The organism is Micromonospora sp. NBC_01412 (assembly GCF_045040215.1).
GTDB classification, from domain to species: Bacteria; Actinomycetota; Actinomycetes; order Mycobacteriales; family Micromonosporaceae; genus Micromonospora; species Micromonospora rubida.
In genome coordinates this window covers 5,827,286-5,844,212 of record NZ_CP109528.1, presented here as the reverse complement: position 1 = coordinate 5,844,212, position 16,927 = coordinate 5,827,286, and the positions used below count along the sequence as shown (strand labels likewise).

Here is a 16,927-nt window from a genome sequence, read left to right as displayed (position 1 = left end):
GGGGCCGGGACGCGGCGTCGACCCGGGCGAACACCCGCCCCGGCGCCGCCACCGGCCCGCCGTCCAACCTGCTGGGTCACCGCCGGCGGGCCGCCGGGGAGACCTCGCTCACCTGCGGTTGCCCCGCCATCCGTGCACCGGCAGCCCGAACTTCGCCACCAGCCGGTCGGTGAACGACCGGGCCCGCAGCCGCACCACACACACCGGCAACGCGCCGCGGCGCACCGTGACCCGGGCGCCCGGCGGCAGGTCGTACACCCGCCGGCCGTCGCAGCAGAGCACCGCCAGGGTGGTGAACGGGTCCACCGTGATCGAGAACGTCGACGTCGGCGAGGTGACCAGGGGCCGGCTGAACAGCGCGTGCGCGCTGATCGGCACCAGCAGCAGCGCCTCCACCTCCGGCCAGACCACCGGCCCACCTCCGGAGAACGCGTACGCGGTGGAGCCGGTCGGGGTCGCGCACACCACGCCGTCGCAGCCGTACCGGGACAGCGGCCGACCATCCACGTCGACGAGGAGTTCCAGCATCTGGGCCCGCTCGCCCTTCTCGACGCTGATCTCGTTGAGCGCCCAGGACTCGATCGTCGGGCCGCCGTCGAACTCCGCGGTCACGTCGAGGGTGAGCCGTTCGTCCACCGTGTAGTTGCGCTCGACCACGTCGCGCACCGCCACGTCGAGGTCGTCGATCTCCGCCTCGGCGAGGAAGCCGACCTTGCCGAGGTTGATGCCGAGCAGCGGCACCTTCGTCGGGCGGGCCAGCTCGGCCGCGCGCAGGAACGTGCCGTCCCCGCCGAGGGCGAAGACGATCTCCGCGCCCTGCGCGGCCTCGGGGCCGGTCACCGGCACCACGCCGGGCAGGTCCAGGTCCTCGGCCTCCTCGGCCACCACCCGTACCTCGAAGCCCGCGGCGATCAGGTCCGCCGCGACCGCCCGGGCGTGCTCGGTGCTGCGGCGCCGACCCGTGTGCGTCACGAGCAGCGCGGTACGACTCACCGGATCCGCCCTTCGTTCGCGACTGTGGGGCTCGCAAGCTCACTCCTCGCGCTCACCCGACCCGCCTTCCGTTCGCGACTGCGGGGCTCGCAAGCTCACTCCTCACGCTCACCCTGCCACCTCCTCCGGGGCCGTTTCCGGCTCCTGCGGGGCCGCGTCCGGCATGGTGCCGGACGGGGACGGGCCCTGCGGGCCGGCCGCCACGACGGCCCGCACCCGCTGCGGGTCGGCCGACGGCGCGCCCCGGCGTAACCATACGAAGAACTCGACGTTGCCGCTGGGCCCCGGCAGTGGGCTCGCGGTCACATCCGCCAGCCCCAGGCCGAGCGTGGCCGCCGCCGCCGCCACATCGAGGACGGCCTCGGCGCGCAACGCCTCGTCGCGCACCACCCCGCCGGCCCCGACCCGCTCCCTGCCCACCTCGAACTGGGGCTTGACCATCAGCGCCAGGTCGCCGTCGGGCCGGGTGCAGCCGGCCAGCGCCGGCAGCACCAACCGCAGCGAGATGAACGACAGGTCGGCCACCGTCAGGTCGACCTGCCCGCCGATCACCTCCGGGGTCAGGGTGCGGACGTTCGTGCGTTCGAGGATGCGTACCCGGTCGTCGGTGCGCAGCGACCAGGCGAGCTGGCCGTACCCGACGTCCACGGCGACCACCTCGGCCGCGTCGGCGCGCAGCAGGACGTCGGTGAAGCCACCGGTCGACGCGCCGGCGTCGAGGCAGCGGCGGCCGGCCACCCCCAACCCGCCCGGGGCGAACGCGGCCAGCGCGCCGGCCAGCTTGTGCCCACCCCGGGAGACGTACTCCGAGACGGGGTCGGCACCGGTGACCAGCAGCGGGTCGGCCGGGTCGACCATCGCGGCGGCCTTGCGGGCCTGCACCCCACGGAGCCGGACCCGCCCGGCCTCCACGAGCGCGGCGGCCTGCTCCCTGGAGCGGGCCAGCCCGCGGCGGACGAGTTCGGCGTCGAGCCGGGTGCGACGTGCCATGGGAAGGTTCTCCGGTCGGTCAGGCCTGGTCGATGGTGGCGAGCGTCTCGCGCAGCGTCTGGTACGCCGCCTCGTACTGCGGGATCTGGTCAGCCGGCGAGAGCGCCGCGGCGTTCGCCATCGCCTGGACGGCGGCGTCCACCGCCGGGTGCCGGACCTCCCCGTCGTCGTCGACGCCGACCGGGCGCGGCGGCGGGCCCGGCCGGAGACCGGGCGGCGGGCCCGGCCGGAACGGCGCGCTCACCGCCGGCCCCGACCCGTCACGGGTACGCTCACTCCGCGCCGCCCGGCTGCTGCCTGCGCGGCACCGCCTTCACCGGCCGGGCCGGCTCCGCGCCGCCCTCGTCGGCACCGGTACGACTCACCGTGGCCGGCGGCTTGCGGGCGATGGTCTTCTTCGCGACGGTCTTCTTGGCCACCGTCTTCTTCGCCACATTCTGCGTCGCCACCGCGTCCGGGGCGGCGTGGCCCGTCGGCTCCGCCATGCCGGGGGCAGTGCCCGTCGGCTCCGCCGCCCCGGCGGTGGGCAGGGCTGGCGGTACCGCCGCGCTGGCCGGCAGTGCGGACCCGACGGGGGCGGCGGGGCCCGCCTTGGCCTCCCGGAGCTGACGCTCCAGCTCGTGCACCCGGCGGGTCAGCTCGGCCACCTCGTCGGCGGCGGCCAGTCCTACCGCGCCGAGGGCCCGGTCCACCTCGAAGCGCACCAGTTTGGTCAGCGCCTCCCGGTTGGCCACACCGGTCGAGACCAGTTCCTCGGCGAGGGCCTGGAGCTGGGTGGCCGTCGCCTCGCCGGAGCCGACCAGCCGGCGTACGACGTCCTGGGCCTTCTTCCGGGGGGCCTCCGTCAGGCCCATGGCCAGTCCGAGGTAGGCGCGCCACGCGTCCTGCATGCCTGAGTCCTTCCACGGGGGTGGGGTTACAGGTGTCACGCTACCGGGCGCCGCGCGACGCCCATTGCGGTACGGTGCCGGGAAACGGGCGTGGCGAGCGTGAGGAGACGATGTGGCCAGCGTGGACGAGTGCCGGCAGGCGTTGCGGGACCTGGCCGCCCGGCTGGACCACAACGCCGAGACCGTACGGGAGCGGATCGACCTGGACCGGACCCTGGCCTGCCGGGTGACCGATCTGGGTGCCGCCTTCCACGGCCGGCTCGCCGACGGGCGGCTGCTCGACCTGACCGACGGCGACGACCCGAAGGCGAAGATCGCGCTGAGCACCAGCAGCGACGATCTGCTCGCCCTCGTCCGCGGCGAGCTCGACGTCACCCGGGCGGTGGCGTCCAAGCGAGTCTCGATCAAGGCGAACCCGTTCGACCTGCTGAAGCTCCGCAAGCTGCTCTGACCGGCGGGGACACCAGCACCCCTGCGGGGTGGACCGCCGGCCAGGCGGCGCCGGCCCCGCGCGAGTGCGGCGGCGCCGGCCCCCGGATCAGTCCGTCAGGCCGAGGTCGGTCAGCACCTCGGTGGCCTCCGGCGAGCCCGCCCGGACCGCCGGGCCGGCGTCTGCGGCCCACGCGACGGCGCAGAGCGCGGCCAGGGCGTCCAGCGGTCGTCCCGCTCCGGTCAGTTCCAGCGCGCCGTCGCCGGCCACGGTCGCCGACCAGCCGCCGGTCTCCGGGTCGCCGGGCACCCGGACCACCGCCGCCGGATCGAACAGCCCGGCCAGATCGGCCGAGACGTACGTCGGGCGACGCGCCGGGGCGGCGGCCAGCAGCTCGGGCACGTCGCTGACGCCGGTGAGCACCAGCAGGCTGTCCAGCCCGGCCCGGCGCGCGCCCTCGATGTCGGTGTCCAGCCGGTCGCCCACCACCAGGGTGCGCCCCTCGCCGGCCCGACGGGCGGCGGTGGCGAACAGCGCCGGTCCGGGCTTGCCCACCACCACGTCCGGCTCCCGGTCCAGCGCGGTACGCAGCACGGCAACCAGCGATCCGTTGCCTGGCAGCGGGCCGCGCCCGCTGGGCAGGGTCCGGTCGGTGTTCGTGGCGATCCAGATCGCGCCCGCCCGCACCGCCAGCGACGCCTCGGCCAGGTCCGCCCAGCAGACCTGTGGGCCGTACCCCTGCACCACCGCGGCCGGGGCCTCGTCGGCGCGGGAGACCGGGCGCAGGCCGACGGCGCCGACCTCGGCGCGCAGCGCCTCCGCGCCCACCACCAGGACCGCCGCACCGGCGGGCAGCCGCTCCGCCAGCAGTTCGGCGGAGGCGGCGGCGGAGGTCAACACCTCCTCCGGGGTGGCGGGCACGCCCATCCCGGAGAGCAGGTCGGCGACCTCGCTGGAACGGCGGGACGCGTTGTTCGTGGCGTACGCGATCGCCCGTCCCTCGGCGCGCAGCCGACCCACCGCCGCGACGGCGCCGGGGATCGGCCGGTCGATCAGGTAGATCACCCCGTCCAGGTCGAAAACGACCAGCGAGTACCCGTCGGCCAGCCGCCCCCCGGCGTCTGCGGTCACCGCTGGTCCACGCCCGGTTCGCGGTCGCCGGCCGGCTCCTCGCCACGTGCCGACCCGGTCCGGGCCGCGGCGGTGCCGGCCTCGTCGTCGGTCAGCTCGTCGGCGCGCCGCCCGGCGTCACCGTCCCGATCGTCCTCGTCGGCGTCGCGGTCGGCGGCGTCCGGAGAGTCGAGGTCCTCGTCGTCCTCGTCCTCGTCGTCCTCGTCGTCGTCGGACCGGTCGGCGGCGCCGGTGAGGTCGGCGTCCGGCTCGGCCGGCACCGCGCCCGGGCTCCCCGGCCCGGCGGCGATCTCCTCGGCCGGCTCGTCGTCCTCGTCGTCGCCCTCGATCAGCACCCCGTCGAGTTCGAGCAGCCGTTCGGCGGCGTCGGTCTCGCCGTCGGTGTCGATGTCGGCCGCCCGGGAGAACCACTCCCGGGCCTCCTCGCGCCGCCCGACCGCGAGCAGCGCGTCGGCGTACGCGTACCGGAGCCTGCCGGCCCACGGCTCGGTCGCCTCGCTCGTCAACTCACGCACCTGGAGCATCGCCACCGCGGCGTCCTTCTGGCCGAGGTCACCACGGGCACCGGCGGCCACGATCAGCAGCTCGATCGAGACTGCCTGGTCCAGCTTCTCCTGGTCGGCGCCCCGGAACAGGTCGATCGCCCGTTCCGGCCGCCCGAGCGCCCGCTCGCAGTCGGCGAGCACCGCCAGGTGGCTCTGCAACCCGGTCATCCGGTGGTACGTGCGCAGCTCGGCGATGGCCGTCTGCCACTCCCCCGTGTGGTACGCGGCCAGCCCGACCGCTTCCCGGACCGCCGAGATCCGCGACGCGAGCCGCCGGGCGGCCATCGCGTGCGCCAGCGCCTCGACCGGGGCCTCGTCGATCAGCTGGCCGGTCGCGACCAGGTGCCGGGCGACGGTGTCCGCCACCGGCTTGGCCAACGAGAGCAGCTCGGCGCGGACGGTCGAGTCCAGGTCGGTCGCGACGATCTCGTCGGGCAGTGCCGGCGCGTCCGCAGTGCGGTCGCCCTCCGCCGACCCGGCGCGGTCCCGCCGGTCATCGCGGGCGGGACCGGCGGTGTAGCCGCCCTCCCGTCGCCGGTCATCGGAACCACGGCGGTCATCGCGGCGCGGACGCTCGCCCTGACCGGCCCGGTCGCCACCACCGAAGCCACCCTCACGGCGGTCACCGCCGCGGAAGCCGCCTTCACGCGACGGACCACCCTCGCGCGGACCGGAGCGGAAACCACCCTCGCGACGGTCACCACCGGAGCCACCCTCACGGGGGCCGGAACGGAAGCCGCCCTCGCGACGGTCACCACCGGAACCACCCTCGCGGCGGTCACCACCACGGAAGCCGCCCTCACGCGGACCACCCTCGCGCGGACCCGAGCGGAAACCACCCTCACGACGGTCACCACCGGAACCGCCCTCACGGGGGCCGGAACGGAAGCCGCCCTCACGATCGCCACCACGGAAACCACCCTCACGGCGGTCACCACCACGGAAGCCGCCCTCACGCGGACCACCCTCACGCGGACCCGAGCGGAAACCACCTTCTCGCGACGGACCACCATCGCGCGGACCGGAGCGGAAACCGCCCTCACGACGGTCACCACCGGAACCGCCCTCGCGGGGACCGGAGCGGAAGCCGCCCTCACGCGGAGCGCCCTCACGCGGACCGGAGCGGAAGCCGCCCTCACGGTCGCCACCACGGAAACCACCCTCACGGCGGTCACCACCACGGAAGCCGCCCTCACGCGGACCACCCTCACGCGGACCGGAACGGAAACCGCCCTCGCGACGGTCACCACCGGAACCACCTTCGCGACGGTCACCACCACGGAAGCCGCCCTCACGCGGAGCGCCCTCACGGGGACCCGAGCGGAAGCCACCCTCACGCGGACCGGAACGGAAACCACCCTCACGACGGTCACCACCGGAGCCACCCTCGCGGGGGCCGGAACGGAAGCCGCCCTCACGGTCGCCACCACGGAAACCACCCTCACGGCGGTCACCACCACGGAAGCCACCCTCACGCGGAGCGCCCTCACGGGGACCCGAGCGGAAGCCGCCTTCACGCGGAGCGCCCTCGCGGGGACCCGAGCGGAAGCCACCCTCACGCGGACCGGAACGGAAACCACCCTCACGACGGTCACCACCAGAACCGCCCTCGCGGGGGCCGGAACGGAAACCACCCTCACGGTCGCCACCACGGAAACCACCCTCACGGCGGTCACCACCACGGAAGCCACCCTCACGCGGAGCGCCCTCACGGGGACCCGAGCGGAAGCCACCCTCACGCGGAGCGCCCTCACGCGGACCGGAACGGAAACCACCCTCGCGACGTTCACCACCGGAGCCACCCTCACGGGGACCGGAACGGAAGCCACCTTCACGGCGGTCGCCGCCGCGGAAGTCGCGGCCCTCACTGCGCGGTGCCCCACGGCTGTCGCCTTCACGGCGGTCACCGCCGGCGGCAGGGCGGGAATCGTCACGGGAAGCACCCCGGAACCCGCCCTCACGGCGCTCACCTCCACGGAAACCACCGTCCCGGCCGCCGTAGCTGCCGCGTTGGCCACCGGCACGGTCATCACGTTGGCCACCGGCACGGTCATCACGTTGGCCACCGGCACGGTCGTCGCGGTCTCCGCGGTACGGGGGACGGTCGTCGCGTCGGGGCGCCCCGTCACGTCGGTCGGAGCGGTCTTCGTAACGACGAGGACGGTCGCCGTCGTGCGGTCCTGAACTCACAGGTACATCCTTTCTGATTGCGCCGGAACTGACGCTACGCAGTCGAGGGCCGACCCGGATGGGGCGGCCCTCGACTGGAAAGAATGTCCGGCGGTGTCCTACTCTCCCACACCCTCCCGAGTGCAGTACCATCGGCGCTGGAGGGCTTAGCTTCCGGGTTCGGAATGTAACCGGGCGTTTCCCCTCCGCCATGACCGCCGTAACTCTATCGACATATCAAACAACACCAGCAACTGGTCTGTTGTTCATTTGTCGAGAGTTGCACAGTGGACGCGTAGCAGCTTAGTAGTCAAGTCCTCGGCCTATTAGTACCGGTCAACTCAACCCGTTACCGAGCTTACATTTCCGGCCTATCAACCCAGTAGTCTAGCTGGGGGCCTTACCCCACAAAAGTGGGTGGGATACCTCATCTTGAAGCAGGCTTCCCGCTTAGATGCTTTCAGCGGTTATCCCTTCCGAACGTAGCTAACCAGCCGTGCCCCTGGCGGGACAACTGGCACACCAGAGGTTCGTCCGTCCCGGTCCTCTCGTACTAGGGACAGCCCTTCTCAAGTATCCTACGCGCACGGCGGATAGGGACCGAACTGTCTCACGACGTTCTAAACCCAGCTCGCGTACCGCTTTAATGGGCGAACAGCCCAACCCTTGGGACCTGCTACAGCCCCAGGATGCGACGAGCCGACATCGAGGTGCCAAACCATCCCGTCGATATGGACTCTTGGGGAAGATCAGCCTGTTATCCCCGGGGTACCTTTTATCCGTTGAGCGACACCGCTTCCACTCGCAAGTGCCGGATCACTAGTCCCGACTTTCGTCCCTGCTCGACCTGTCAGTCTCACAGTCAAGCTCCCTTGTGTACTTGCACTCAACACCTGATTGCCAACCAGGCTGAGGGAACCTTTGGGCGCCTCCGTTACCTTTTAGGAGGCAACCGCCCCAGTTAAACTACCCACCAGACACTGTCCCTGAACCGGATAACGGCCCGAAGTTAGAAACCCAAATCAACCAGAGTGGTATTTCAAGATTGCCTCCACCCATACTGGCGTATGGACTTCACCGGCTCCCACCTATCCTACACAAGCTAATTCGGATACCAATGTCAAGCTATAGTAAAGGTCCCGGGGTCTTTCCGTCCTGCCGCGCGTAACGAGCATCTTTACTCGTAATGCAATTTCGCCGGGCCTGTGGTTGAGACAGTGGGGAAGTCGTTACGCCATTCGTGCAGGTCGGAACTTACCCGACAAGGAATTTCGCTACCTTAGGATGGTTATAGTTACCACCGCCGTTTACTGGCGCTTAAGTTCTCCGCTTCGCCCCGAAGAGCTAACAGGTCCCCTTAACGTTCCAGCACCGGGCAGGCGTCAGTCCATATACATCGAATTACTTCTTCGCATGGACCTGTGTTTTTAGTAAACAGTCGCTTCCCCCTGCTCTCTGCGGCCATACAACGCTCCACCCGCAAGGGGCTTCACGTCTCCGGCCCCCCTTCTCCCTAAGTTACGGGGGCAATTTGCCGAGTTCCTTAACCACAGTTCGCCCGATCGCCTCGGTATTCTCTACCTGACCACCTGTGTCGGTTTGGGGTACGGGCCGCTAAGAACTCGCTAGAGGCTTTTCTCGGCAGCATAGGATCACTGACTTCACCTGAATCGGCTCGGCATCACGTCTCAGCCTTAATGCACCGCGGATTTGCCTACGGTACGGCCTACACGCTTACCCCGGCACAACCACCGGCCGGGCTCAGCTACCTTCCTGCGTCACCCCATCGCTTGACTACTACCCGCCAGGTTCCCACACTCACCCAGTTAAGTCCGAAGACCGCCCCAAGATCACATGGTTAGCACAACAAGGTTCATCATGGGCGTTCTTTCGCGGGTACGGGAATATCAACCCGTTGTCCATCGACTACGCCTCTCGGCCTCGCCTTAGGTCCCGACTCACCCAGGGCGGATTAGCCTGGCCCTGGAACCCTTGGTCATCCGGCGGAAGGGTTTCTCACCCTTCTTTCGCTACTCATGCCTGCATTCTCACTCGTGCCGCGTCCACAACTGGGTCACCCCGCTGCTTCACCCCCGGCACGACGCTCCCCTACCCATCCACACACCTGCACAAGGAATCAAGTCCAAGCGAGGATAAAATATGAATGCCACAGCTTCGGCGGTGTGCTTGAGCCCCGCTACATTGTCGGCGCGGAACCACTTGACCAGTGAGCTATTACGCACTCTTTAAAGGGTGGCTGCTTCTAAGCCAACCTCCTGGTTGTCTATGCGACCCCACATCCTTTTCCACTTAGCACACGCTTAGGGGCCTTAGCTGGTGATCTGGGCTGTTTCCCTCTCGACTACGAAGCTTATCCCCCGCAGTCTCACTGCCGCGCTCTCACTTACCGGCATTCGGAGTTTGGCTGATTTCGGTAAGCTTGTGGGCCCCCTAGACCATCCAGTGCTCTACCTCCGGCAAGAAACACGCGACGCTGCACCTAAATGCATTTCGGGGAGAACCAGCTATCACGGAGTTTGATTGGCCTTTCACCCCTAACCACAGGTCATCCCCCAACTTTTCAACGTTGGTGGGTTCGGCCCTCCACGCGGTCTTACCCGCGCTTCAGCCTGCCCATGGCTAGATCACTCCGCTTCGGGTCTAGGACACGCGACTGAATCGCCCTATTCAGACTCGCTTTCGCTACGGCTCCCCCACACGGGTTAACCTCGCCACATGCCACTAACTCGCAGGCTCATTCTTCAAAAGGCACGCCGTCACCCCGCAAGGCTCCGACGGATTGTAGGCGAACGGTTTCAGGTACTATTTCACTCCCCTCCCGGGGTACTTTTCACCATTCCCTCACGGTACTTGTCCGCTATCGGTCACCAGGAAGTATTTAGGCTTACCAGGTGGTCCTGGCAGATTCACGGCAGATTACAGGGGTCCGCCGCTACTCGGGAACACCCACAGAAGACCAGCCACTTTCACCTACCGGACTCTCACCGCCTACGGTCAGCCATTCCAGACTGTTCGGCTAGCAACTGGTTTTATAACTTCTCGAACAAGTGTCAGCTCATTCAGCAAGGTCCCACAACCCCAACCACGCAACCCCTGACAGGTATCACACGCAGCCGGTTTAGCCTAGATCCGCTTTCGCTCGCCACTACTCACGGAATCACTCTTGTTTTCTCTTCCTACGGGTACTGAGATGTTTCACTTCCCCGCGTTCCCTCCACACACCCTATGTATTCAGGTGCGGGTGACATCACATGACTGATGCCAGGTTTCCCCATTCGGACACCCTGGGATCACAGCTTGGTTGACAGCTCCCCCAGGCCTATCGCGGCCTCCCACGTCCTTCATCGGCTCCTGGTGCCAAGGCATCCACCGTTCGCCCTTGACAACTTGACCACAAAGATGCTCGCGTCCACTGTGCAATTCTCAACAAACGACCAACCCACAACCCACAGCCCCACACCAAACCCGACAACCGCCGACGGTATGCGAGACCAGGCCATGCCTGGCAACCAACCCCCACCCACAGGCGAGGCAATGGCTCCGAAGAAAACAACCACAACGGTTGTTCCTTCAGGACCCAACAGGGTGCTCTCCGCCCTCCCCCAGCCGCACCAGAAGGAACCATTCCCACCACCCCAAAAGGGCAGCTGTACTAGGTCCCCCGGCCGTTGCCAGGGCAAAACTCACCAGTGTCTCCGCCATCTGAGCACCCCAACCCGACATACGCAGGTCGCGGGCTCCATACCGCCTTTCGACGGATGGTGCTCCTTAGAAAGGAGGTGATCCAGCCGCACCTTCCGGTACGGCTACCTTGTTACGACTTCGTCCCAATCGCCAGCCCCACCTTCGACGGCTCCCTCCCACAAGGGGTTGGGCCACCGGCTTCGGGTGTTGCCGACTTTCGTGACGTGACGGGCGGTGTGTACAAGGCCCGGGAACGTATTCACCGCAGCGTTGCTGATCTGCGATTACTAGCGACTCCGACTTCACGGGGTCGAGTTGCAGACCCCGATCCGAACTGAGACCGGCTTTTTGGGATTCGCTCCACCTTACGGTATCGCAGCCCATTGTACCGGCCATTGTAGCATGCGTGAAGCCCTGGACATAAGGGGCATGATGACTTGACGTCATCCCCACCTTCCTCCGAGTTGACCCCGGCAGTCTTCGATGAGTCCCCGCCATAACGCGCTGGCAACATCGAACGAGGGTTGCGCTCGTTGCGGGACTTAACCCAACATCTCACGACACGAGCTGACGACAGCCATGCACCACCTGTGACCGCCCCCGAAGGACCTCACATCTCTGCGAGTTTTGCGGCCATGTCAAACCCAGGTAAGGTTCTTCGCGTTGCATCGAATTAATCCGCATGCTCCGCCGCTTGTGCGGGCCCCCGTCAATTCCTTTGAGTTTTAGCCTTGCGGCCGTACTCCCCAGGCGGGGCGCTTAATGCGTTAGCTGCGGCACAGGAAACCGGAGAGGTCCCCCACACCTAGCGCCCAACGTTTACAGCGTGGACTACCAGGGTATCTAATCCTGTTCGCTCCCCACGCTTTCGCTCCTCAGCGTCAGTATCGGCCCAGAGACCTGCCTTCGCCATCGGTGTTCCTCCTGATATCTGCGCATTTCACCGCTACACCAGGAATTCCAGTCTCCCCTACCGAACTCTAGCCTGCCCGTATCGACTGCAGGCCCGCAGTTGAGCTGCGGGTTTTCACAGTCGACGCGACAAGCCGCCTACGAGCTCTTTACGCCCAATAATTCCGGACAACGCTCGCACCCTACGTCTTACCGCGGCTGCTGGCACGTAGTTGGCCGGTGCTTCTTCTGCAGGTACCGTCACTTTCGCTTCGTCCCTGCTGAAAGAGGTTTACAACCCGAAGGCCGTCATCCCTCACGCGGCGTCGCTGCATCAGGCTTCCGCCCATTGTGCAATATTCCCCACTGCTGCCTCCCGTAGGAGTCTGGGCCGTGTCTCAGTCCCAGTGTGGCCGGTCGCCCTCTCAGGCCGGCTACCCGTCGTCGCCTTGGTAGGCCATTACCCCACCAACAAGCTGATAGGCCGCGAGCCCATCCCAGGCCGAAAAACTTTACACCACCAGCCATGCGGCCAGCAGTCATATTCGGTATTAGCCCCCGTTTCCGAGGGTTATCCCAAAGCCTAGGGCAGGTTGCTCACGTGTTACTCACCCGTTCGCCGCTCGAGTACCCCGAAGGGCCTTTCCGCTCGACTTGCATGTGTTAAGCACGCCGCCAGCGTTCGTCCTGAGCCAGGATCAAACTCTCCAACAAAAACTTGTTGAAAAACTGTCCCGACAACAAAAAGTGTTGCCAAAGGAATCCCAACCAGCCGAAACCCTAAAGTCCGACCAGTACGGGGTATAAATCATAATTGGCACTGGCTTATCAAGCACCCTGTTGAGTTCTCAAAGAACAACCACACACCATCCGAGCACCCCCACCAGGAGGGCCCCGTCCGGGGCATTCAATCCGTACCCGCACCCGCCGCTCTCGCGCCGGGCACTTTTACTACGTTACCCGCCGATTTCCGCTGTGTCAAACCGGTGCAACCCGATCCGACCCGCTTCCACCCAATTGACGGGCACCACGCATTCGCCGGCCTGCGCCGACTCGTCCGTGATTTCCGGCAGGCCGGCCGCTGCGGTGAACCGCTGCTTGCCCGGTGCCCTACCGGCGATGAACCATACCCGGTCGGTCTCGCCTCACCAAATCCGCCCTGCGGCAGATCCGGGGCCCCGCCCGGCCCGGGCTCCGAGGATTGTCACCCTCGCGGCCCGAAGCTCACTCCCGCGCTCCGGCCTACCGGGCTTCCGCCCGTTTCGTCCGTTCCGCGCTGGCAGAGAGAAAGTTACGCCCCCGGCTGATCGCTCGTCAAATCCGCCGGGGGCGTCCCGCGTCACACTCTCGACGTACTCGGCTGGTCGAGCAGCTCGACGCCGGCGAAGGACTTCTTGCCCCGGCGCAGCACCAGGTACCGGCCATGCAGCAGATCCTCGGTCACCACCGTCGCGTCGACCTCGGTGATCCGGTTGTTGTTGACGTACGCACCGCCCTCGGCGATCACCCGCCGGGCCTCCTTCATGCTCGGCACCAGGCCCGACTCCTTGAGCAGGCCGGCGACGTCGGGCAGCTCGGTCAGGTGGACGAGCCCGGCCTCGGTCAGCGCCGCCCGCAGCGTCTCCGGGGTCAGCTCGTCCAGCGACCCCCGGCCGAACAGCGCCTGGCTGGCGGCGACCGCCTGGGCCATCTCCCGCTCGCCGTGTACCAGGGTGGTCAGCTCCTCGGCGAGGGCCCGCTGGGCGAGCCGGGCCGCCGGCCGCTCCGCCGTGTCCTTCTCCAACTGCTCGATCTCCTCGCGGGGTCGGAAGCTGAAGTAGCGCAGGTAGCGGACCACGTCCCGGTCGTCGGCGTTGAGCCAGAACTGGTAGAACGCATACGGGCTGGTCAGCTCCGGGTCGAGCCAGACGGCGCCGCCCTCGGTCTTGCCGAACTTCGTACCGTCGGCCTTGGTCACCAGCGGGGTGACGAAGGCCTGCACAGGCCCCGCCCCCCGGCGCCGGACGTAGTCCACTCCGGCGGTGATGTTGCCCCACTGGTCGGAGCCGCCGAACTGGAGCTGGCAGCCGTGCCGGCGGTGCAGCTCGTAGAAGTCGTTGGCCTGGAGCAGCTGGTAGCTGAACTCGGTGAAGCTGATGCCGCTCTCCAACCGGGCCTTGACCACCTCCCGGGCCAGCATCTTGTTCACCGGGAAGTGCTTGCCGACGTCGCGGAGGAACTCGACCACCGACATCTCGCCGGTCCAGTCCAGGTTGTTGACCAGTCGCGCCGCGTTGTCCCCGGTGTACGACACGAAGGGCGAGAGCTGGTCGCGGATGCGGCCCACCCAGCCGGCGACCACCTCGGGCGGGTTCAGGGAGCGTTCGGCGTTCTCCTTGGGGTCGCCGATCTGGCCGGTGGCCCCGCCGACGAGCAGCAGCGGCCGGTGCCCGGCGAGCTGGAGCCGGCGGGCCGTGGCGACCTGCATGAGGTGGCCCACGTGCAGGCTCGCCGCCGTCGGGTCGAAGCCCACATAGAAGGTGGCCGGCCCGCCGTCGAGCAGCGCGCGCAGCTCGTCGGGGCCGGTCGAGTCCTGGATGAGGCCTCGCCACTGCAGGTCTTCGGTCAGGGGGTCCCGCCGGGTCGGCGGGGGGCTGCTGTCGGTCACGGTCACCGATTCTCCCCCATCCCCGGGGTCGAGCCGTACCGGGTTTGCCTCTGATCACGGTTGGCTAGGCTGGCCCCTTCCGTACGCGAGGAGGAGCCGTCGTGGAGATGCCCGACCCGACCGGGGGCTTCGTGGCCCTGCTCGGCCTGGAGTTCGACGAGGTGAGCGGGGACCGGGTGGTCATCCGGTGGCGGGTCCGCCCCGAGCTGCACCAGCCCCACGGCATCCAGCACGGCGGGGTGTACTGCGCGGTGGTGGAGACGGCGGCGAGCATCGGTGGCTCGCTGTGGCTGGGCGAGCGGGGCCGGGTGGTCGGGGTGTCGAACCAGACGGACTTCCTCCGGGCGGTGCGCGGCGGCGAGCTGACGGCCGTCGGCACGCCGGTGCACCGGGGCCGCAGCCAGCAGCTCTGGCAGGTGGAGATCTCCGACGACGCCGGGCGGCTGGTCTCCCGGGGACAGGTCCGGTTGCAGAACCTGACCGCGGACTGAGCCACCCGCCGGATGCCCGGTTCGGGGCATAAGGGGCCGTACGCCCGGTTATCGTCGCGGCGATGGCACCCGCTGACCCGTACCCGAGGTGAAGAAGCTTCTCGCCGCCACGCTCGGCGTGCTCTCCGCCGTCGGTGGGTTCGTGGACATCGGCGACCTGGTGGCGGCGAGCCAGGCGGGGGCGCGCTTCGGCATGGCGCACTCCTGGGTGCTGCTGCTCGGGGTGGTCGGCATCTGCGCGTACGCGGAGATGGCCGGACGGATCGCGGCGGTCAGCGGTCGGGCGGTGTTCGACCTGGTCCGGGAGCGGCTCGGGCCGCGGGTGGCGCTGCTCAACCTGGTGGCCTCCTACCTGGTGACCGTGCTGACCCTCGCCGCCGAGCTGGGCGGCGTGGCGCTGGCTCTGCAACTCGCCTCCGGGCTGAGCTACCTGATCTGGGTGCCGGTCGCCGCCCTGGCCGTCTGGCTGGTGCTGTGGCGGATGCGGTTCCAGCTGATGGAGCGGGTGTTCGGGCTGGCCGGGCTGGCCCTGGTGGTGTTCGCGGTGGCGCTGTTCTGGCTGTCGACCGACTGGGCGGCGCTCGGCCGGGGCGCGCTGCACGGCGGGGCGGCGGGGCACGGCTGGGGGGCGTACTGGTTCGTGGCGGTGGCCCTGTTCGCCTCGACGGTCAGCCCGTACGAGGTGTTCTTCTTCTCCTCGGGCGGGGTGGAGGAGAACTGGAGCGGCGCGGACCTGGTCGACGCCCGGACCAGCGTGCTGATCGGCTTCCCGGTCGGCGGGTTCCTCGCCCTGTCGCTGATCGCCACGGCGACCGTGGTGTACCACCCGGGCGGGACGTCCCTGGACTCCCTCGGCCAGGTGGCGCAGCCGGTGGTGCTCGCGTTCGGGGGCGTGGGGCTGGCGGTGGCGGTGCTGGCGTTCTTCGCGGTGACCTTCGGCGCCGCGCTGGAGACCGGGCTGGGCGCCGCGTACGCCGCCGCGCAGTACTTCGGCTGGCAGTGGGGCAAGCGGGTGAGCCCGCGGGAGGCGGCCCGGTTCCACGGCGTGCTGCTGGTCAGCGTGCTGCTCGGGGTGCTGGTGCTGCTGACCACGGTCGACCCGGTGACGCTGACCGAGTACATGCTGATCATCAGCGCGGTGGCGCTGCCGCTGACGTACCTGCCGATCCTGATCGTCGCGAACGACCGGACGTACCTGGGCGACCGGGTGAACGGGCCGGTGCTGAACCTGCTGGGGGCGGTGTTCCTGCTGCTCATCGTCGCCGCGTCGGTGGCGGCGATCCCGCTGGCGGTGATGACGAGGATGGGGCGGTGAGGACGGGCCGATGAGGATGCAGCTCGGCCGGCAGCTGCTCGACCGGCAGATCGTCGACCGGGACGGGCGGCTGGTCGGCAAGGTCGACGACGTGGAGTTCGGGGTCGACACCGACGGGGTGCCGTACGTGGCCGCCCTGCTGAGCGGGCATGGGGCGCTCGCGCAGCGGATCGGCGGCCTGGCCGGGCGGCTCCTCCTCGCGGTGGCGGACCGGTTGGTCGACGAGCCGCCGGTGACGCCGCTGCGCGTCCCGTACCGGCTGGTGGAGCGGGTGGACAGCGCGGTCCGGCTGCGGGTCGGCCTCGACGAGCTGCCCGGTTCCCCGATGGAGCAGTGGCTGCGGCGGCACCTGATCGACCGAATCCCGGGATCGAACCGTGCGAGCGGGTGAGCTGCTCGGCCGGACCGTGTACGACCTGCGCGGGCGGCGATTGGGCCGGGTGGTGGACGTGGTGGTGCGCGGGGGCGGCCCGGACGGGCGGCTGCGGCTTACCGACGTGGTCGTCGCGAGGCGCTGGTACACCCGGGTGGTCGGCCGGTTGATCGGCCCCGAGCGGCACCCGTCGGGGCCGTGGCTGATCCGCTGGGTGGCCCGGCTGCTCAGCCGGAACAGCCAACAGGTGCCGACCGACACGATCCGGTTGGTCCCGCCGGTGCCCGGCTTCCCGTTCGGGGACCCGCCCTGAGCCCTGGTGGTGCGGGCCGGGCCCGCATGCCGAGGCGTCGAGCC

At 68.7% G+C, this 16,927-nt stretch carries 13 protein-coding genes and 3 rRNA genes; 5 read left to right on the top strand and 11 right to left on the bottom strand.

All coding sequences use genetic code 11. From position 1 onward, the window contains the following. Positions 1 to 108: 108 nt before the first annotated feature. The 4 genes from OG617_RS25840 to OG617_RS25825 all read right to left on the bottom strand — a co-directional run bounded on the left by OG617_RS25840 (position 109) and on the right by OG617_RS25825 (position 2,873). Positions 109 to 993, bottom strand: coding sequence for an NAD kinase (locus tag OG617_RS25840; RefSeq protein ID WP_405095534.1), 885 nt, complete (start codon positions 991 to 993; stop codon positions 109 to 111). 108 nt (positions 994 to 1,101) lie between these two features. Beyond that, positions 1,102 to 1,983 (bottom strand): TlyA family RNA methyltransferase, encoded by an 882-nt coding sequence (locus OG617_RS25835; RefSeq protein ID WP_405095533.1) that lies wholly within the window; start codon positions 1,981 to 1,983, stop codon positions 1,102 to 1,104. Between the two features lie 19 nt (positions 1,984 to 2,002). Next, positions 2,003 to 2,227 carry a hypothetical protein gene (locus OG617_RS25830; protein WP_405095532.1) on the bottom strand — a complete coding sequence of 75 codons (225 nt, stop codon included), beginning with the start codon at positions 2,225 to 2,227 and terminating at the stop codon, positions 2,003 to 2,005. Positions 2,228 to 2,255: 28 nt separating this feature from the next. Further along, positions 2,256 to 2,873 (bottom strand): hypothetical protein, encoded by a 618-nt coding sequence (locus tag OG617_RS25825; protein WP_405095531.1) that lies wholly within the window; start codon positions 2,871 to 2,873, stop codon positions 2,256 to 2,258. Between the two features lie 112 nt (positions 2,874 to 2,985). On the opposite strand from OG617_RS25825, the gene OG617_RS25820 reads away from it, so the two are divergent. Then, the gene (locus OG617_RS25820) at positions 2,986 to 3,324 is read left to right on the top strand and encodes an SCP2 sterol-binding domain-containing protein (protein WP_405095530.1); all 339 of its coding nucleotides are present in this window, start codon (positions 2,986 to 2,988) and stop codon (positions 3,322 to 3,324) included. Between the two features lie 87 nt (positions 3,325 to 3,411). Here OG617_RS25820 and OG617_RS25815 read toward each other — a convergent pair whose 3' ends face one another. The 7 genes from OG617_RS25815 to tyrS all read right to left on the bottom strand — a co-directional run bounded on the left by OG617_RS25815 (position 3,412) and on the right by tyrS (position 14,391). After that, the gene (locus OG617_RS25815) at positions 3,412 to 4,434 is read right to left on the bottom strand and encodes an HAD-IIA family hydrolase (protein ID WP_405095529.1); all 1,023 of its coding nucleotides are present in this window, start codon (positions 4,432 to 4,434) and stop codon (positions 3,412 to 3,414) included. Then, positions 4,431 to 5,357, bottom strand: a complete 927-nt coding sequence (locus tag OG617_RS25810) for a Replicase polyprotein 1ab (RefSeq protein ID WP_405095528.1) — start codon at positions 5,355 to 5,357, stop codon at positions 4,431 to 4,433. The genes OG617_RS25815 and OG617_RS25810 overlap by 4 nt, the downstream gene beginning before the upstream one ends. Further along, complete coding sequence (locus OG617_RS25805) at positions 5,300 to 7,045, bottom strand: hypothetical protein (protein WP_405095527.1); 1,746 nt, start codon at positions 7,043 to 7,045, stop codon at positions 5,300 to 5,302. The genes OG617_RS25810 and OG617_RS25805 overlap by 58 nt, the downstream gene beginning before the upstream one ends. A gap of 209 nt (positions 7,046 to 7,254) precedes the next feature. Next, positions 7,255 to 7,371, bottom strand: a 5S ribosomal RNA gene (gene rrf, locus OG617_RS25800). An 83-nt stretch (positions 7,372 to 7,454) separates the two neighbouring features. Continuing rightward, positions 7,455 to 10,562, bottom strand: a 23S ribosomal RNA gene (locus tag OG617_RS25795). A gap of 379 nt (positions 10,563 to 10,941) precedes the next feature. Then, positions 10,942 to 12,458: ribosomal RNA gene (locus tag OG617_RS25790) — 16S ribosomal RNA — on the bottom strand. The 16S, 23S and 5S rRNA genes sit together here, the layout of an rRNA operon. Before the next feature lie 625 nt (positions 12,459 to 13,083). Continuing rightward, positions 13,084 to 14,391: a tyrosine--tRNA ligase gene (gene tyrS / locus OG617_RS25785; RefSeq protein ID WP_405103960.1), complete on the bottom strand. Its 1,308-nt coding sequence runs from the start codon at positions 14,389 to 14,391 to the stop codon at positions 13,084 to 13,086. Positions 14,392 to 14,498: 107 nt separating this feature from the next. Here tyrS and OG617_RS25780 point away from each other — a divergent pair, with 107 nt between their 5' ends. The 4 genes from OG617_RS25780 (at position 14,499) to OG617_RS25765 (ending at position 16,883) form a co-directional block, all read left to right on the top strand. Continuing rightward, positions 14,499 to 14,882 carry a PaaI family thioesterase gene (locus tag OG617_RS25780; protein WP_405103958.1) on the top strand — a complete coding sequence of 128 codons (384 nt, stop codon included), beginning with the start codon at positions 14,499 to 14,501 and terminating at the stop codon, positions 14,880 to 14,882. 88 nt (positions 14,883 to 14,970) lie between these two features. Beyond that, entirely contained in the window at positions 14,971 to 16,197 is a 1,227-nt protein-coding gene (locus OG617_RS25775; RefSeq protein ID WP_405095526.1) for an NRAMP family divalent metal transporter, read from the top strand. Positions 16,198 to 16,207: 10 nt separating this feature from the next. Then, positions 16,208 to 16,588 carry a hypothetical protein gene (locus tag OG617_RS25770; protein ID WP_405095525.1) on the top strand — a complete coding sequence of 127 codons (381 nt, stop codon included), beginning with the start codon at positions 16,208 to 16,210 and terminating at the stop codon, positions 16,586 to 16,588. Continuing rightward, positions 16,575 to 16,883: a PRC-barrel domain-containing protein gene (locus OG617_RS25765; RefSeq protein ID WP_405095524.1), complete on the top strand. Its 309-nt coding sequence runs from the start codon at positions 16,575 to 16,577 to the stop codon at positions 16,881 to 16,883. Before OG617_RS25770 ends, OG617_RS25765 begins: the two co-directional genes overlap by 14 nt. The last annotated feature ends 44 nt before the right edge of the window (positions 16,884 to 16,927 follow it).